This is a genomic window from Corallococcus sp. RDP092CA, assembly GCF_041903675.1.
In the GTDB taxonomy this organism is placed as follows: Bacteria; Myxococcota; Myxococcia; order Myxococcales; family Myxococcaceae; genus Corallococcus.
Genome location: NZ_JAYESI010000006.1, coordinates 25,313 through 41,396 on the forward strand (window position 1 = coordinate 25,313; position 16,084 = coordinate 41,396).

General features: G+C 72.9%; 9 protein-coding genes and 1 pseudogene. 6 read left to right on the forward strand and 4 right to left on the reverse strand.

Going from position 1 to position 16,084, the window contains the following annotated elements:
- Window positions 1-180 precede the first annotated feature (180 nt).
- Window positions 181-1,941: pseudogene (locus tag U8525_RS09005) on the forward strand (MDR family MFS transporter); the annotation flags it as partial.
- Window positions 1,942-1,948: 7 nt separating this feature from the next.
- Here U8525_RS09005 and U8525_RS09010 read toward each other — a convergent pair.
- Window positions 1,949-3,460, reverse strand: coding sequence for a M20/M25/M40 family metallo-hydrolase (locus U8525_RS09010; RefSeq protein ID WP_374263768.1), 1,512 nt, complete (start codon window positions 3,458-3,460; stop codon window positions 1,949-1,951).
- Window positions 3,461-4,128: 668 nt separating this feature from the next.
- Here U8525_RS09010 and U8525_RS09015 point away from each other — a divergent pair.
- Window positions 4,129-7,524, forward strand: a complete 3,396-nt coding sequence (locus tag U8525_RS09015; RefSeq protein ID WP_374263770.1) for a PAS domain-containing protein — start codon at window positions 4,129-4,131, stop codon at window positions 7,522-7,524.
- Here the strand turns inward: U8525_RS09015 and U8525_RS09020 are convergent.
- A complete protein-coding gene (locus tag U8525_RS09020) occupies window positions 7,521-10,964 on the reverse strand; it encodes an amidohydrolase family protein (RefSeq protein WP_374263772.1) in 3,444 nt (1,147 codons plus the stop codon). The genes U8525_RS09015 and U8525_RS09020 overlap by 4 nt on opposite strands.
- A 150-nt stretch (window positions 10,965-11,114) precedes the next feature.
- On the opposite strand from U8525_RS09020, the gene U8525_RS09025 reads away from it, so the two are divergent.
- Window positions 11,115-11,564, forward strand: a complete 450-nt coding sequence (locus U8525_RS09025; RefSeq protein WP_374263774.1) for a PaaI family thioesterase — start codon at window positions 11,115-11,117, stop codon at window positions 11,562-11,564.
- Between the two features lie 5 nt (window positions 11,565-11,569).
- Window positions 11,570-12,022: a PaaI family thioesterase gene (locus tag U8525_RS09030; RefSeq protein ID WP_374263776.1), complete on the forward strand. Its 453-nt coding sequence runs from the start codon at window positions 11,570-11,572 to the stop codon at window positions 12,020-12,022.
- Between the two features lie 31 nt (window positions 12,023-12,053).
- On the opposite strand, the gene U8525_RS09035 is transcribed toward U8525_RS09030, so the two are convergent.
- Entirely contained in the window at window positions 12,054-12,383 is a 330-nt protein-coding gene (locus U8525_RS09035; protein ID WP_374263778.1) for a pilus assembly protein N-terminal domain-containing protein, read from the reverse strand.
- A 326-nt stretch (window positions 12,384-12,709) separates the two neighbouring features.
- On the opposite strand from U8525_RS09035, the gene U8525_RS09040 reads away from it, so the two are divergent.
- Window positions 12,710-13,879, forward strand: a complete 1,170-nt coding sequence (locus U8525_RS09040; RefSeq protein WP_374263780.1) for a hypothetical protein — start codon at window positions 12,710-12,712, stop codon at window positions 13,877-13,879.
- Window positions 13,880-14,145: 266 nt separating this feature from the next.
- Here U8525_RS09040 and U8525_RS09045 read toward each other — a convergent pair whose 3' ends face one another.
- The gene (locus U8525_RS09045) at window positions 14,146-14,421 is read right to left on the reverse strand and encodes a hypothetical protein (RefSeq protein ID WP_374263782.1); all 276 of its coding nucleotides are present in this window, start codon (window positions 14,419-14,421) and stop codon (window positions 14,146-14,148) included.
- 235 nt (window positions 14,422-14,656) lie between these two features.
- Between U8525_RS09045 and U8525_RS09050 the strand changes: the two genes are divergently transcribed.
- Window positions 14,657-16,015, forward strand: a complete 1,359-nt coding sequence (locus U8525_RS09050) for an RtcB family protein (RefSeq protein WP_374263784.1) — start codon at window positions 14,657-14,659, stop codon at window positions 16,013-16,015.
- The last annotated feature ends 69 nt before the right edge of the window (window positions 16,016-16,084 follow it).

The window sequence follows — 16,084 nt, forward strand, 5'->3', positions numbered from 1 at the left end:
GAGGCGCGGAGGATAGGACCGCACGCCTCCTTCTCCGAACGGCCCCGGCCGGATGAACTTCCATTTCGCGCCCCAGCCGCGCGTTGATTTCCAGGGGAGGGCAGCCGGGCAGGCGGGCGTGGCCAGCCCCCGAGCCCATCCCCAGATTGGCGCGGATGCGCGCGCCCGCGTGCGCGTGCCCGAGCCATGGCCGACACCGCCGCCGACACCGCCCCGGACTCCCGCGCCGCCCCGGCGTCCGAGCGGTTCAGCCGCTCGCAGAAGGCCTTCACGCTGGCGGGGGCTCTGCTGGGGCTGCTGCTGGCGGCGCTGGACCAGACCATCGTGGCCACGGCGGGGCCCACCATCCAGGCGGACCTCCACATCGCGCCGGAGCACTACCCGTGGCTCACCACCGCGTACCTGGTGGCCTCCACGATGATGGTGCCTGTGTGGGGCAAGCTGTCGGACCTGCTGGGCCGCCGCGCGGTGCTGGTGGCGGGCATCGCCGTGTTCCTCACCGGCAGCTTCCTGTGCGGCGCGGCCCGCTCCACGCTCGTGCTCATCCTCTGCCGCGCGGTGCAGGGGCTGGGCAGCGCGGCGCTCTTCACCGGCTCGCTGGCGGTGGTGGCGGACCTGTTCCCGCCGCGCGACCGGGGCAAGTACCAGGGCCTGTTCGGCGCGGTGTTCGGCCTGTCCAGCGTCATCGGTCCGCTGGCCGGCGGCTTCATCACCGACTCGCTGGGCTGGCACTGGGTGTTCTTCATCAACCTGCCGGTGGGCGCGCTCGCGCTGGCGCTCATCTTCCTGCGCATGCCGCCGCTCAGGCCCGAGGGCGTGCACGGCGGGAAGCTGGACGTGCCGGGCGCGGCGGCGCTGGCGGTGGGCGTGGTGCCGCTGCTGCTCGCGCTCAGCCTGGGCCATGGCGCGTCGTCCCGGGCGGGCGGGTTCGCGTGGGGCTCCGCGCCCATCCTGGGCTTGTTCGCGCTGTCGGCGGTGGGGCTGGGGCTCTTCGTGTGGCGGGAGCGCCGCGCGGAGGAGCCGCTGCTGGACCCGTCGCTGTTCCACCTGCGCGCGTTCTCCGCGGGCAACGCGGCGGTGTTCCTCATCGGCGCGGTGTTCCTGGCGTCCGTCACCTTCCTGCCGCTGTTCATGGTGAACGTGGTGGGGCTGTCCGCGACGCACTCCGGGCTGACGCTCACGCCGCTGACGCTGGGCGTGGTGGCGGGCAACGTGCTGTCCGGGCAGCTGGTGTCGCGGCTGGGCCGCTACAAGGGGCTGATGGTGGGGGCGCTCTTGTTCCTCATGGGCGGCTTCGCGGTGATGGGCTTCACGCTGACGCCCGACTCCAGCCAGGCCGAGGTCACCGTGAAGATGGTGCTGGTGGGCCTGGGCCTGGGGCCGTCCATCCCGCTCTACACGGTGGCCGTGCAGAACGCCGTGCCGCCCCAGCGCATCGGCGTGGCCACGTCCGCGACCACGTTCTTCCGGCAGTTGGGCATGACGGTGGGCGTGGCGTTCCTGGGCACCGTGTTCGCGGGCACGCTGGGCCGGGAGCTGCACGCGCGCACCCAGCAGCTCACGCGCGGGCTGCCTCCGGACGTCCAGCGGGAGCTGCATGCGTCCGCGCCCGGAGGTCCGGGCGGCGAGGGCGCGCCGCAGGGGCAGAAGTTCCAGCCGGAGCAGGTGAAGGCGAAGCTGCGCGACGGCTTCTCCGAGGAGCGGCGACAGGCCCTGCGGGAAGGCCCCGAGGCCCGCGCGCGCGTGGACGCGGACGAGGCCCGCGCGCTGTCCACCGTGGACCGCATGGAGCGCGCGCTCAAGGAGTCCTTCACCCGCGCGACGATGGCGGTGTACCGCGTCGCCATCCTCGTCGCGCTGGCGGCCCTGCTCGTCACGCTGCTCCTGCCGGAGCTGCCGCTGCGCAGAGGCGCGCCGCGCAAGGCCCCGGCGGAGGCGTAGCGGCGGCCTACCTCCTCGGCGGCGGAGGCATGTCCGACTCCGGCGCGGTGGGGCGCGCGAGCACCCCGGGCGCCTCCGCCAGCGCGTAGGCCACCCACGCCACCGCGGCGGTGCTGCGCGCCAGGTCCTGCGGATCCACCTTGTCCAGCGTGTCCGCCATGGAGTGGTGCACGTCGAAGTAGCGGCTGCTGTCCACCCGCACGCCCACGAAGGGCACGTGCGCGGGCTCCATGGGGCTCAGGTCCGCGCCCGTCGCGTGGCCCACCAGGAACCGCGCCGCGCCCAGCCCCTCCAGCGGCGGGAGCCACGGCCGCAGGAGCGCCTCGCCGCCGGGCCCGGCGTGGAGGCTCACGCCCAGGGGCCGCCCGCCGCCCGCGTCCATCTCGATGGCGGCCACGTGCCTGGGCAGCTCCTTCGCGTGCGCCTCCGCGTACGCGCGGCCGCCGCGCAGGCCGTTCTCCTCGTTCATGAACAGCACCACGCGCACCGTGCGCCGGGGCGCCTGGGGCAGCTTCGCGATGAGCCGCGCGGCCTCCATCACCATCACCACGCCCGCGCCGTCGTCGTGCGCGCCCGTGCCCACGTCCCACGAGTCCAGGTGCGCGCCCAGCAGCACCACCTCGTCCGGCTTCTCGCGGCCCCGCACCTCCGCCACCACGTTGGCCGAGTCCGCGTCCGGCAGCTCCGAGCACCCCAGCACCAGCCGCACCTTCACCGCCCCGCCCTGGAGCATCCGGTGCAGCGTGAGCGCGTCCTCCACGGACACCGCCGCCGCGGGCAGGCGCGGGCCGCCTTCATCGAAGCGCGTGGCCCCCGTGTGCGGCGTGCGCAGCGACGCCGTGGCCAGCGAGCGCACCAGCGCGGCCACCGCGCCCTGCCTCGCCGCCGCCGAGGGCCCCCGGCCGCGCAGCCCCGCGAAGCGGCCGTAGTCCGCCGCCTCCGACATGGTGTGGTTGAAGAACACGATGCGGCCCTTCACCTTGTCCCCCAGCGCCGCCAGCTCCTCCAGCGAGCCCACCTCCACCACCTCCGCCGTGACGCCCTCCGGCGGCGTGGGCGCGCTGCCACCCAGGGCCAGCAGCGCCAGCGGCAGGCCGCGCGTGCGTTCGGAGGGGAGGAGCTCGCCGTGCTCCTCGCCCCGCACCCAGCGGGGCACCTTCACCGGCTCCCGCCACGCCTTCACCCCGTCCGCCTGGAAACCGCGCAGGGCCCACTGCACCGCGGCCTCCGCGGCCTCGGAGCCCGACAGGCGCGGCCCCACGCCGTCCGTCAGCTCCGCCAGCCGCGCGTACGCGTGGCCCTCCGCGAGCGCCGGCCCCACCAGCTTCGCCGCCGTGGCCTGCTGCGCGGCGCTCGGCTTCGCCGGGGCCGGGGGCGCGGCCTTCACCGACGACGTGGCCGGGGACCTCGGCGCGGGCTCCTGGGACGGCGCGGTGGCGGTGTTCTGGGGAGCGGGTGAGGCCGAGGTGAAGAGGTGCAACGCCAGCGAGAGGGGCAGGACACAGGTGGACGTGGACACTCGAATCCTCGAAGGGACCTGATGAGGGAGGAGCGGGGTGGAAGTCCCAGGGGCCACCGCGCGCCGAGAGGGGGAACGCGGCGCGCGGGGCTCAACTGGGACGTCACGCACCGGTTCCGCGGTTGGGGAACGCGAGGCCCGGTACATACGCCATCTTCCAAGAAGAAGAGGACGTGCGTGCATTCTTTAAAGAAATTCCTCGCAGCGTCAAGGCGGGAAGTGAGCATTGCGACCCGCGGGTGATGTGAGTGTTCACGAGTCTCCGCGACGCGGGACAGCCCCTGACGCCCCCGCGTCCGGGTGACCCGCGGGGTCCCGCCGGCCTGGCGCCACCGGGTGCGCGGCGATCTCTCGCTGTTCTTTGAGGTCCTCTCGCGCACGGACCGTGCGGTCGTCGGTGGTATTCCCCGTCCCTGTCCCGCGCCGTGACGCCCTGGCCGCCCTGCGTCAAGGCGACGGAGGGGGGTGCCGCGGGTGGCGGCGCGACGGACTGACCGCGTGCCTCCCGGCGTTCCTCTCCAGGACCGGACGGGCTCGGCCGCCGGAGCGGGCGCTCCGGTTCCAGGGGGAATGGCTCCTCCGGAATTCTCCGTTGCCCACCCTGGATGACCCGGGCGACAGTGCCACGGCCGAGAGGTCGTCCCCCCCGGGACCCGCGGTCCCCGCTCATGAGCGTGCCCCCTTCCGATGCGGAACAGGCCCTGAGGGCCGAGGTCGAACGTCTGCGACTCCGCCTGCGCGCCGCGGGCCTGGATGACGGCGACGGCACGGTGTCGCCCCGGGGCCCGGAGGGCTCGGCGGCCGACGCCGACGCGCGCGCGAAGCACGAACAGCTTCGGCTGGCCCAGGAGGCGGGCGGCATTGGCGTGTTCACGCTGGACATCGCCACCCACCAGATGACGGTGACGCCCGAGTTCTGCCGGCTGTACGGCGTGCCGGTCTCGGACACCCTGCCCGCGACGGAGATCGAGGCGCTCGCGCTGGAGGAGGACCGGCAGCACGTGTCCAACGCGCGCACGCGGGCCTCCGGGCAGGTCCCGCCGTCGGTGGAGTACCGCATCCGCCGGCGGGACACCGGCGAGGTGCGGTGGATCCACCGGCGGGCGTCGCTCGTGTACGACGCGGCCGGCGCGCCGGTGCGGCTCGTCGGCATCACCCAGGATGTCACCGAGCGCCACCAAGCCGACGACGCCCTGCACGCGGCGAACGAGCGCGTGCGGCTGGCGCTCAGTGCCGAGGCGATGATTGGCACCTGGGTGTGGGACGTGCCCGGCAACCGCGTCGTCGCGGACGAGCGCTTCGCGCAGTCCTTCTCGCTGGATCCAGCGCGGGCGCGCGAGGGGCTGCCCATCTCCCAGTTCGTGGCCGCCATCCACCCGGAGGACCGGCCCGGCGTGGAGGCCCTCATCGCCCGCACGCTGGAGACGGGCGGTGCGTACCGCGCCGAGTACCGCGTGCGCCGCTCCGACGGCGACTACCGGTGGGTGGACGCCAGCGGCCACTGCGAGCTCTCCGCGCGGGGCGTGCCCCTGCGCTTTCCCGGCGTGCTGGTGGACATCGACGCGCGCAAGCGGACGGAGCTGCGGCAGGCGGCGCTGCTGGAGATGGCGGACCGGCTGCGCGAGGCCTCGTCCCCGGACGCCGCCGCGCGGCTGGCCATGGAGGTGGTGGGCCGGATGCTGGGCGTGCCGCGCGCGGGCTACGGCACGGTGGACGCAACGCATGCCCGGGTGTTGATACACCCGAACTGGGTGGCGTCCGCGGACGTGGCGCGCGTGGAGGGTGTGCACCGGCTCCAGGACCCCGGCGTGCTCCTGGAGGACCTGCGCCAGGGCGAGGCGGTGGCCATCCCGGACGTGCGGGAGGACCCGCGCACGGCGCCCCAGGCGGACGCGCTGGAGCGGCTGGGCATCCGGGCGCTGCTCCACATCCCGCTGCTGGAGCACGGCCGGTTCGTGGCGGTGCTGTTCCTGCACGACGTGAAGCCGCGCCCGTGGACGGACGACGAGGTCGAGCTGTGCCGCGACGTGGCCGACCGCGTGTGGGCGGCGCTGTCCCGGCTCAAGGCGCTGTCGGAGCTGAAGCGGGCCAACGAGACGCTGGAGGAGCGCGTGGCCCAGCGCACGCGGGAGCGCGACCGCGTGTGGAACGTGTCCCAGGACCTGCTGGTGGTGGGGAGCCTGTCGGAGGGGAAGTTCCTCAGCGTCAACCCGGCCTGGACGCGGATGCTGGGGTGGACGGAGGAGGAGCTGCTGGGCCGCACGTCGGAGTGGCTGGAGCGCCCGGAGGACTACGCGCGGACGCGCGCCGAGGTGTACCGACTGGAGGGAGGGCAGCCCACGCTGAACTTCGAGAGTTCCTACCGGTGCAAGCACGGCGGCTACCGGCGCATCTCCTGGACGGCGGTGCCGGTGCCGGAGGACGGCGTGCTGTACGCCGCCGGGCGCGACGTCACCGAGCAGCGGCAGACGGAGGAGCAGCTCCGGCAGGCGCAGAAGATGGAGGCGGTGGGCAAGCTCACGGGCGGCGTGGCGCACGACTTCAACAACCTGCTCCAGGTGGTGGGCGGCAACCTGCAGCTGCTCCAGCGCGACGTGGCGGGCAACGAGCGGGGGATGCAGCGGGTGCGCTCGGCGTTGGGCGCGGTGGAGCGAGGGGCCCGGCTGTCGGGGCAGCTGTTGGCGTTCTCGCGGCGGCAGCCGCTGGAGCCGCGCTCCTTGAGCCTGAGCCGGCTGGTGCGCGGCATGGACGACCTCTTGCGCCGCGCGCTGGGCGAGGACATCGAGGTGGAGACGGTCATCGGCGGCGGGCTGTGGAACACGCTGGCGGATCCGCACCAGTTGGAGAACGTCATCCTCAACCTGGCCATCAACGCGCGCGACGCGATGAGGGGCAGCGGGAAGCTGACGTTGGAGTTGAGCAACGCGTCGCTGGACGACCACTACGCGCAGGCGAACCCGGAGGTGATGCCGGGGGCGTACGTGCTGCTGGCGGTGTCGGACACGGGCGGGGGCATGACGCCGGAGGTGATGGAGCGCGCGTTCGAGCCCTTCTTCACGACGAAGGCGGAGGGCCGGGGCACGGGCCTGGGGCTGAGCATGGTGTACGGCTTCGTGAAGCAGTCCGGCGGCCACGTGAAGCTCTACAGCGAGCTGGGGCACGGCACGACGGTGAAGGTGTACCTGCCGCGCGCCTACCAGCCGGAGGCGCCGGTGACGGAGGTGGTGGCGGGGCCGGTGGAGGGCGGGCGGGAGACCATCCTCGCGGTGGAGGACGACGCGGAGGTCCGCGCGACGGTGGTGGAGCTGCTGACGGAGCTGGGCTACCGGGTGCTGCGCGCGGGGGACGGGCAGAGCGCGCTGTCCATCCTGCGCAGCGGCGTGGCGGTGGACCTGCTCTTCACGGACGTGGTGATGCCCGGGCCGGTGCGCAGCCCGGAGCTGGCGCGGCAGGCGAAGGCGTTGCAGCCGGACATCGAGGTGCTCTTCACGTCCGGCTACACGGAGAACGCCATCGTGCACGGCGGCCGGCTGGACCCGGGCGTGAGCCTGCTGTCCAAGCCGTACCGGCGCGAGGACCTGGCGCGCAAGGTGCGGGCGCTGTTGGATCAGCGGCAGCAGCGGCGGGTGGCGCCGAGGCCCCCGTGGCCGGAGGGGGCGCGCGGCGCGGAGACGCCCGCCACGCAGGAGGCCGCGCGGCGGATGCACGTGCTGCTGGTGGAGGACGACGCGGACATCCGCGCGTCCGCCAGCGAGCTCCTGGGCTTGCTGGGGCACGCGGTGATGCCGGTGGCGAGCGCGGAGGAGGCGCGGGTGGCGCTGGCGGCGGAGCGCTTCGACGTGCTCTTCACGGACGTGACGCTGCCGGGCATGTCGGGCGTGGACCTGGCGCGCGAGGTGGCGCTGCGCAAGCCCGCCATGCGCATCATCATCGCGTCCGGCCACGGCCGCGCGGCGCTGGAGGGAGACCCGCAGCAGTGGCTGGGCGTGGTGGTGCTGCCCAAGCCCTACGCGCTGCCGCAGCTCCAGCAGGCCCTGGCCCAGGTGGCCGCGACGGCCCGCTAATCGCAGGCCTGTTCGGTGGCGTGCGTGGTGGCCCGGGGGCTCCAGCCCTCGTTGCCGTCCTTCTCGAAGAAGAACTTCGCGCGGGTGCGCTGCCGCGTGCCCACTTCGTTCAGCGTGTTCGCGTCGTACAGCCGCCCGTTCACCATCGTGTAGCGGAGCGTGCGGCTGTTGGAGATGTCCTCCAGCGGGTTCTTGTCCAGCACCACCAGGTCCGCCAGCTTGCCCACCTCCAGCGAGCCCAGGTCCCTGTCCATGCCCAGGTGGCGCGCGCCGTTGAGCGTGCCCGCGCGCAGGGCCTGCATGGGCGACATGCCGCCCTGCACGAACATCGCCAGCTCCCAGTGCGCCGCCAGGCCTTCCCGCTGTCCGTGCGCGCCCAGTTGCACGCTCACGCCCAGGTCGCTCAGCTCCTTCGCCGCGCGGGCCACGTTCTGGTGGTTGAACTCCTCGTCCGGAATCATCACGCGGCGCCGCGAGCGCCCGTCCACCACGCGCCGGGGCACGAACGACAGCAGGCGCGCGTCCTCCCAGACGTTCGTCTTCTGGTACCAGTAGTTCTCCCCCATGAGCCCGCCATAGGCCACGCCCAGCGTCGGCGTGTAGTCCACCTGCGTGCCCTTCCAGAGCTGGCGCACGTCGTCGTAGACGCGCGCCACCGGCAGCGAGTGCTCCAGGCTCGTGTGCCCGTCCACCACCATGGTCAGGTTGTGCTGGAGCAGCGAGCCGCCCTCGGGCACCACCAGCATGTCCAGCTCGCGCGCCGCCTGGAGGATCTTCTGCCGCTGGTCGCGCCGGGGCTGGTTGTAGCTCTTCACGCTGAACGCCCCCAGCGCCTTCACCCGCCGCAGGTGCCGGCGCGCGTCGTCCAGCGTGTCGATCTCCACGTGCGCGTCCGCGCTCGCCGCCCCGTACAGGATGGTGCCCGTGGAGAAGATGCGCGGCGACGTGAGCATCCCCGCCTTGCCCAGCTCGCTCGCGGCGAAGATGGTCTCCGAGTGGTTCGACGGGTCATGCAGCGTCGTCACCCCGAACGCCAGCGACGCCGCCTGCACCCAGCTCTGCTCCGGCATCAGCCCGTCCACGCCCAGGGTCCCGTGCCAGTGCACGTCCACCAGGCCCGGCATCAGCGTCTTGCCCTTCACGTCCACCACCTTCGCCCCCGCCGGCACGTTCACCTTCCCCACCGGGCCCAGCGCGACGATGCGGTTGCCCCTCACCACCACCACGCCCTCCTCCACCACCTGCTCGCCCTTCATCGTCACCAGCCGCCCGCCCACCAGCGCCAGCGTCCCCTCCGGCACGTCCGACTTCTGGGAGAACCCCACGTCCACCCCGTCCGCCTCCGGCGGCGGCAGCGTCTTCGGCGCCCCGTCCATGAACGTGAACGCGTCCTTCAGCGCCCGCGTGTAGAGCTTGCGCCCCAGCGCCCAGTGCAGCGACAGCCGCCCCTGCGTGCCGGACCAGTGCAGGTACTCGCCCGCGTCACGGCTCACCTGCGTCACCGGCATCGCCTTGGTGCCCGGCCCCACCCGCGCCTCCTTCGCGCCGCGCACGAAGGGCGTCACGTACGCGTTGAAGTCCTCGCGGAAGGCCACCCATCGGTCGTCCGGCGACACGCGCATCTCCAGCGCGCCGCCGCTGGTCAGGTGCGTGCGCGGCTCGCCCCCGTCCAGCCCGATGCTGCGGAGCGTGCGCACGTCCTCCACGTCCTTGGACTCCACGTGCAGGAAGTACACGCGGTCCGACTTCGCGCCGAAGTGCGGCTGCTCCCCTTCCCGCGTCAGCCTGCGCGCCACGCCCCCGCCCGTGGACGGCACCACGAACAGCCCCGTCTCCCGGCTCCACGTGCCCGGCATCAGGTAGCCGTCGCCCGTCGCCCGGTACACCACCCACCTGCCGTCGGGGCTCATCGCGGGCTCCACGTAGTAGCCCGGCTGCGTCGTCACCACGCGGCCCTCGCCGCCCGTCGCCGCCACCACGCGCACCGCGCCCAGCGCGTCGTCGTCCCACGTCGTGTAGACGATGGAGCGCCCGTCCCGCGAGAACGACGGGTAGAACTCCAGGTGCGTGCTCTGCCGCGTCAGCCGCCGCGGCGTCCCCGACGGCAGCTCCTTCACGTACAGCTTGCCCAGCGCCTGGTACACCAGCCTCCTGCCATCCGGTGACACCTGCATCCAGCGCAGCATCTTCACGTCGAAGCGCTCCGGCGCCACGGCCCGCGTGCCCCTCACCGCCGCGAACACCGCGCGCGTGCCCTTCACGTGGAAGGGGATGGGCGTCACCTGCTTCGTGGCCACGTCGATGCGGTGCAGCGTCCCGCCCGCCCAGAACACCAGCGACCGGCTGTTCGGCGTCCACGCCATCACCGGGGACACGCCGTGGATGGCCCACGTCTCCTGCATGTCCCGGTCGAGCCCGTCGTACAGCGGCCGCTCCGCCCCGGACCTCACGTCCGCCACGTACAGCACGCTCCTGCCGCGCACGCGCCGCACGAACGCCAGCTGCTTGCCGTCCGGCGACGGCGTGGGCCGGATGGAGCCGCCCGGGCCGGTGACGAAGGGCTCCACCTCCTTCGTGTCCAGGTCCAACCGCTGGATGGCGTAGAGCTCCTTGTTCGGGTCCTTGTCGTACTCGAAGGACTTCCCCGGCGTGACGTCCTGGCTGAAGTAGACGTAGCGGCCGTCCGGGGAGAACGCGGGCTCGCCCAGGTCCTTCTGGTCGTTGGCGCGCTCGGTGAGCTTCACGCCCTCGCCGCCCGCGCGGTGGTACATCCACACCTCGCCCGCGCCCAGCGAGCGCCGGCCGGTGAAGTGCTTGCGCGCCACCAGGAACTGGCCATCCGGGCTCCACGCCGGGCTGTTGAGCAGCCGGAACTTCTCCTGCGTCACCGCGCGGGGGTTCTTGCCGTCGCGATCCATCACCCAGACGTTGTCCCCGCCGCCCCGGTCGCTGGTGAACGCGATGGACTTCCCGTCCGGGCTGTAGCGCGGCTGCATGTCCCACGCCGCGCCGGACGTCAGCGCGCGCGCCTCGCCCCCCGCGATGGGCAGCGCGTAGATGTCCCCCAGCAGGTCGAAGACGAGCTCATCTCCGCGCGGGCTCACGTCCACGTTCATCCACGTGCCCTCGCGCACGTCGATGGGCACCTGGGTGCTGGCCACGCCCGGGGGCGCGTCCACGCTCCACGGGTCCTGCTTCGCGTCCGCCGGCGCCTGCGCGGCGACGGGGGCCAGGGTGCCGCCATCGCCCTCGCTGGCCCGAGCGGCCTCGCGCGCGGTGTCCCCGGGCGCGGGCGGCGCGGGCGGTTCGTGCGGCGGCGCCTCGCCCTGTCCCGGCGGTGCGGGGACAGGCTCGCCCGAGGGCTTGGGCAGGGGCTGCGCCGCCAGGAGCAGGCCTGGGACGAGCAGCGCGAAGCAGAGGGAGGAGAGGGGTCGGTTCACCGGAAGTGTCCTCGGGGAAGACGCGGGGCGCGGCATCCTGCCAGGATGCGTGGGCTGGCAGGGTGCCCGTGAACTCGCGGACGGTCGGGCGTGTTCCTGGGCGGGGTGCGTTCCCCCGGCGCGGTCCGAATCTGCTACTGCATCCCCCTTATGTCGGACTTGAGTCTTCCCACGGACCCGGAGGCGCGGCGGGAGAAGCTCTCCGTGCTGTTCACCGAGGCGGTGCCCCACAACCACGCGCTCGGGCTGCGGCTGGACGCGGTGGGGGAGGCGACCGCGACGGTGGTGATGCCCTACGCGGACGTGCTCGTCGGCAACCCGGAGGCGGGGGTGGTGGCGGGCGGCGCGGTGACGACGCTCATCGACGCGACGAGCGGCACGGCGGTGATGGCGGCGCTGGGCGCGTTCGCGGCCATCGTCACGCTGGACCTGCGCATCGACTACCTGCGGCCCGCGCGCCCGGGCCTGCCGCTGACCGCGCAGGCCGAGTGCTACAAGGTCACCCGCCTGGTCGCCTTCGTGCGCGCGCTCGTGCACCAGGGCGACCCGTCAATGCCGGTGGCGTCGTCGCAGGGCACCTTCATGCGGGTGGAGGACTGAGGACCATGGGCACGCCTTCCCTTCCCCTCGCGGACCTGGTGCGCCAGGTGCGCCAGTCGCGCGAGTACCACCGCCTCACGGACGCCATCCCCTACACGCGCTTCATGGGCATCGGCGTGGAGAACCTGGCCGGCGAGATGCTCTGCCGCATGCGCTACGCGCCGCGCCTCATTGGCAACAGCCTGCTGCCCGCGCTGCACGGCGGCGCCATCGGGGCGCTCCTGGAGTCGAGCGCCATCTTCGAGCTGCTGCTCCAGACGGACACCGAGCGCGTGCCCAAGGTCATCTCCACCACGGTGGACTACCTGCGCTCGGGCAAGGCGCAGGACACCTTCGCGCGCGCGTTCATCACGCGGCAGGGGCGGCGCGTGGCCAACGTCCGCGTGGAGGCCTGGCAGGACGACCGCACCCGGCCCATCGCCAGCTCGCACGCGCTGTTCCTGCTGTCGGAGCCGTGAGCCGCCGCGGACGTGGGCCGCCGGCTTCGCGCTAGCGCTTCACCACGATGCGCCAGGTGCGGCGCGTGCCGTCACCGCTCCAGATCATCAGCGTGGTCGTCCCCGCCTTGAGCGCGGAGACCTCCACGCCATCCACTCCGGTGGTCTTCACGTCCGCGACAGACGGGTCTCCCAGCGCCACGCGGCTCAGGCCGGAGACCGTCAGCACGTGCTTCGCGCCCTTCTTCAGGGTGATTGTCTCGTCCGCTGGCGGGAGCTCCTTCGCGTCCTCCGCTGAGGGGGCCGCGGGCGCCTCTGCCCACGCGGGCAGGGCGCCGAGCAGCAGGGTTCCCAACGTCAGGGCCATGAAACGTGAAGCCATGGATGCGACCTCCGGGCGACTCCGGGGGAGTCCGGAGCTGCCCCAGTGTCCCATGCGCGGGTATCCGACGTCTCCGGAGATTCCCAGGAAGGCTGGGACTGACGTTGTTACAGCGCGGCTCCCATTTCTACAGGGTCCCCTCCGGGTCCTTCAGCGGACAGCGTGCACGGGGACACGGTGGAGTGCCTCGCGGTCCGCCGGGTGGCGGACAGGGGTTCCGGTCCGCGGTCGCGGTGGGGGCGAGGCAGTGAACGCGAGCGCGCGTCACGGGGGCGCGGCACGTCGCCTGCTAGCTCAGACGAGCGACACCGACGCGGAGACCCCCCATGAGCGAGCGCGAGTCGATGAAGCTGCGGGAGCTGAAGGAAGCCGCCTACGCGCTGTACCAGCGGGGGAGATATGCGAAGTGCGCGGAAACGTACGCGCACCTCGCGAAGCTGCTGCCGCGAGACGCGAATGTGCGCGTCCGGCTGGCGGAGGCCTGCCGTCGCGCGGGGCAGAAGGCGCAGGCCATCGCCGCGTACCGTGAGGCCTCACAGATCCTCCTGTCACTGGGTTGTGAGTCCCGCGCGCGGGGTGCGCTGAAGGCCGCGCTGGAGCTGGATCCGCGAGACGCGACGCTGCAACTGGAGGTGGTGCGGCTGGGTCAGGGCGCGGTGACGCCGGCGGAGCTGGACGAAGAGGAGCTCTACCGCTTCGACCGGCTGCCGCCACCGACGCCGCCGCCCGCGCGGATGCGCAGCGTGCCGCTGTCTTTCGTGCGCAACGCCGCGAAGGAGCCGGCCTCCCGGGGGGGCCCGCCGGTGGCGCCGTCCATCGCGCCGGTGAGCGTCCGTGAGGCACCGAGCGCGCGAGCCGGGCCAGCAGAGCGGCAGGGGCTCGCGGCCCATCCGCGCCCCGCGGCGACGTCCGCGCGCGACGCGGCGACGGAGACGGCGGCGCAGGGGGCGGTGGGTGCGCCGCGTCCGACGGGGCCCGCTCCCCTGCCGAAGGTCATCGTGTCGATGTCCGCCTTCGCGGAGCCACCGGCGTCGGGCACCGCACGGGCGCCGATGGGGAATACGCCTCCGGGCATCGCGCCCGTCACGACGGGCAAGGCCATGCCCCAGAAGTCACTGCCGGGGGTGCCGCTGGGCCTCCCCGCGCTGCCGAGGAGTCCCCCGGGCACCTTGTCGCCCATGACGACTCCGGCTCCGACGCCAGAGCGTCCCACGGTGAAGGTCCTCGCGCTGCTGAACCGCGCGCCCGAGGCCCAGCCGACGCCTCCTCCTTCCGCGCCGATGCCGAACGCGCACGCCAGCCATCCGCATGCACCGGCGCCGACGGTGCCGCCGCAGGCGGTGCTGCCCTACAGGCCGGAGATGCGCCGCCTGGCGCCGAACGTGGTGGCCCTCCGCGTGTCGCCGCAAGCGCGCTGGGTCATCATCCGCTCGGAGAGCGAGCTCGAGGTGAGCCGTTCGGAGGAATTGCCCGGCGAGTTCGCCGCCGCGCATTGAGGCGGGGACGGGGTCCTTCACGCGCCATCCGCGCTCGTCTGCCATTGCATGCTCAAATGACTCTCACGGAGCGTCCCCGGCTCCGGGGAGGGGCTCCGCATGCGGCGCGCGTGGTTGATTCCGATCTTGGTCGTCCTGCTGACTGGCTCTGGGACGCAGGCACCTGGTCCCTGGACCCGGGATAGCCCCCCTCACGACGACCGCGGCGCCCTCCCCGCTCCTGGGAAGGACGCCCGGTCTTCACCTGGCTTGGGAGCAGCCCGGCCCTACATGGACACGGACTTCGCCGGGTCGATGAGGCCCTGGAGCGGGTTCGCGGCCTCCCGCTGCTCCACGTCCGGCTCATCGGCGCGGACCTGCGCCTCGCAGTGGTTGCTCTTCCGGTTCTGGTGACAGTGCCGGATGCCGTACACGTGGTGACACCCGCATGGATCCACGCGCTTCTTGGCGCACAGCGATGGATTGAACACCGGAGCCGCGGTCATCTCCACCGGCCCCGCCTGCAACGCCACCGCCAGCACCATCCCCGTCAAAAACCCCATCGCCCACCCCCTTGATGCACGCTGCAGAAATGGGAATGCCGATCCACCGCCGCAACCCCCAGGCTTGTCTGAATGCCATGTCGTGCACTCCCGATCGGTTCATCCCTCCACCGTCCGGGGTCCCCCGCCGCCGCGCGCCGGGCGGGCAGCCGTGCCCCTGCCCGGAGCCCTCCACCGTCAGGGATGATGGAGGACCGCGTCCCTGCCGCGGGTTCATCCACCTGGGGGATTCACCATGAGCTGGAAGCAACACCTGGAGAAGGTCTCCGAGGGCCACTACGTCCTGCCGCGCACCAAGACCATGCGCGTGCACGCGGACCTCTTCCTGTCCGACAAGCTCCTCTGGGGCGAGGAGGGCAACCCGGAGGCCCCCGCGCTGGAGGACGCCGTCTTCGATCAGGTCGTCAACGCCGCCACCTTCCCCGGCGTCACCCGCGTCGCCGTCACGCCCGACTGTCACGTGGGCTACGGCGTCCCCATCGGCACCATCGTGGAGACGGACGGCACCCTGCTGCCCACCGCCGCCGGCTACGACATCGGCTGCGGCATGGTGCAGCTGCGGACCTCCCTCACCGTGGAGGACGTCGCCGACCCCGCGAAGCGCCGCCAGTGGATCGACGAGGTGACCGACCGCATCGCCGTGGGCGTGGGCGCCACCCGGGCGCGCAAGCAGCGCAGGCTCAGCGAGCCCACCCTCAAGGAAGTGCTTCGCCACGGCGCCAAGGCCCTGGGCCGCGGCCATTCCGTCACCGAGCGCGACTTCATCCCCGTGGAGGACACCGGCGTGTCCATCCCCGAGCGCGCCTACGACAAGCGCGGACAGCTGGGCAGCCTGGGCGGCGGCAACCACTTCACCGAGATGCAGGTGGATGAGACGGGCCGCGTCTGGGTGATGCTCCACACCGGCAGCCGCGGCTTCGGCTGGAACATCGCCAAGCACTTCTTCGTGGCGGGCGCCGCGCAGCTGGGCCTCAAGAGCCGCAGCGAGGACTTCGTCTGGCTGGACGCGGACAGCCCGCTGGGCCGGAGCTACTGGAACCTGCACAACATGGCGGCCAACTTCGCCGTGGCCAACCGGCTGCTCATCGGCGAGGCCGTGTGCGGGGCGCTCGAGGACGTGTTCGGCGGCACCGCGAGCATCTACTACGAGATCAGCCACAACCTCATCCAGCGCGAGGGCGGGAAGTTCGTCGCCCGCAAGGGCGCCACGCGGGCCTTCCCCGCCGGCCACCCGGCCCTCCAGGGCACGACGTGGGAGTCCACCGGGCACCCCATCCTCATCCCGGGCTCCATGGAGACGGGCAGCGCCATCCTCTTCGCGGAGCCGGGGGCGGAGAAGTCCATCTACTCGGTGAACCACGGCTCCGGCCGGCGGCTGTCACGGGCCGCCGCGCGCCGGCAGCTCCAGCAGGAGGAGACGGACCGGCGCATGGCGGAGGCCGGCATCCTGCTCAACACCCGCACCACGCCGCTGGACGAGTCCGGGCCCTGCTACAAGAACCTGGACGACGTGCTGGAGACGGTGGAGCAGGCGGGACTCGCCCGGGTGGCCCACCGCCTCAAGCCGGTGGCCTGCATCAAGGGCGCGGACTGACGGGGTATTCCGGGAAGGGACTCGTGGGGGAGGCCGGGCGGCGGTAGGATGGACTTCCGCCTGGAGCCC

Excerpts from the sequence above, each read along its gene's own strand:
- U8525_RS09015 (WP_374263770.1), top strand. The coding sequence starts at position 4,129 with ATGAGCGTGCCCCCTTCCGATGCGGAACAGGCCCTGAGGGCCGAGGTC.
- U8525_RS09025 (WP_374263774.1), top strand. The coding sequence starts at position 11,115 with ATGTCGGACTTGAGTCTTCCCACGGACCCGGAGGCGCGGCGGGAGAAG.
- U8525_RS09030 (WP_374263776.1), top strand. The coding sequence starts at position 11,570 with ATGGGCACGCCTTCCCTTCCCCTCGCGGACCTGGTGCGCCAGGTGCGC.
- U8525_RS09035 (WP_374263778.1), bottom strand. The coding sequence starts at position 12,383 with ATGGCTTCACGTTTCATGGCCCTGACGTTGGGAACCCTGCTGCTCGGC.
- U8525_RS09040 (WP_374263780.1), top strand. The coding sequence starts at position 12,710 with ATGAGCGAGCGCGAGTCGATGAAGCTGCGGGAGCTGAAGGAAGCCGCC.
- U8525_RS09045 (WP_374263782.1), bottom strand. The coding sequence starts at position 14,421 with ATGGGGTTTTTGACGGGGATGGTGCTGGCGGTGGCGTTGCAGGCGGGG.
- U8525_RS09050 (WP_374263784.1), top strand. The coding sequence starts at position 14,657 with ATGAGCTGGAAGCAACACCTGGAGAAGGTCTCCGAGGGCCACTACGTC.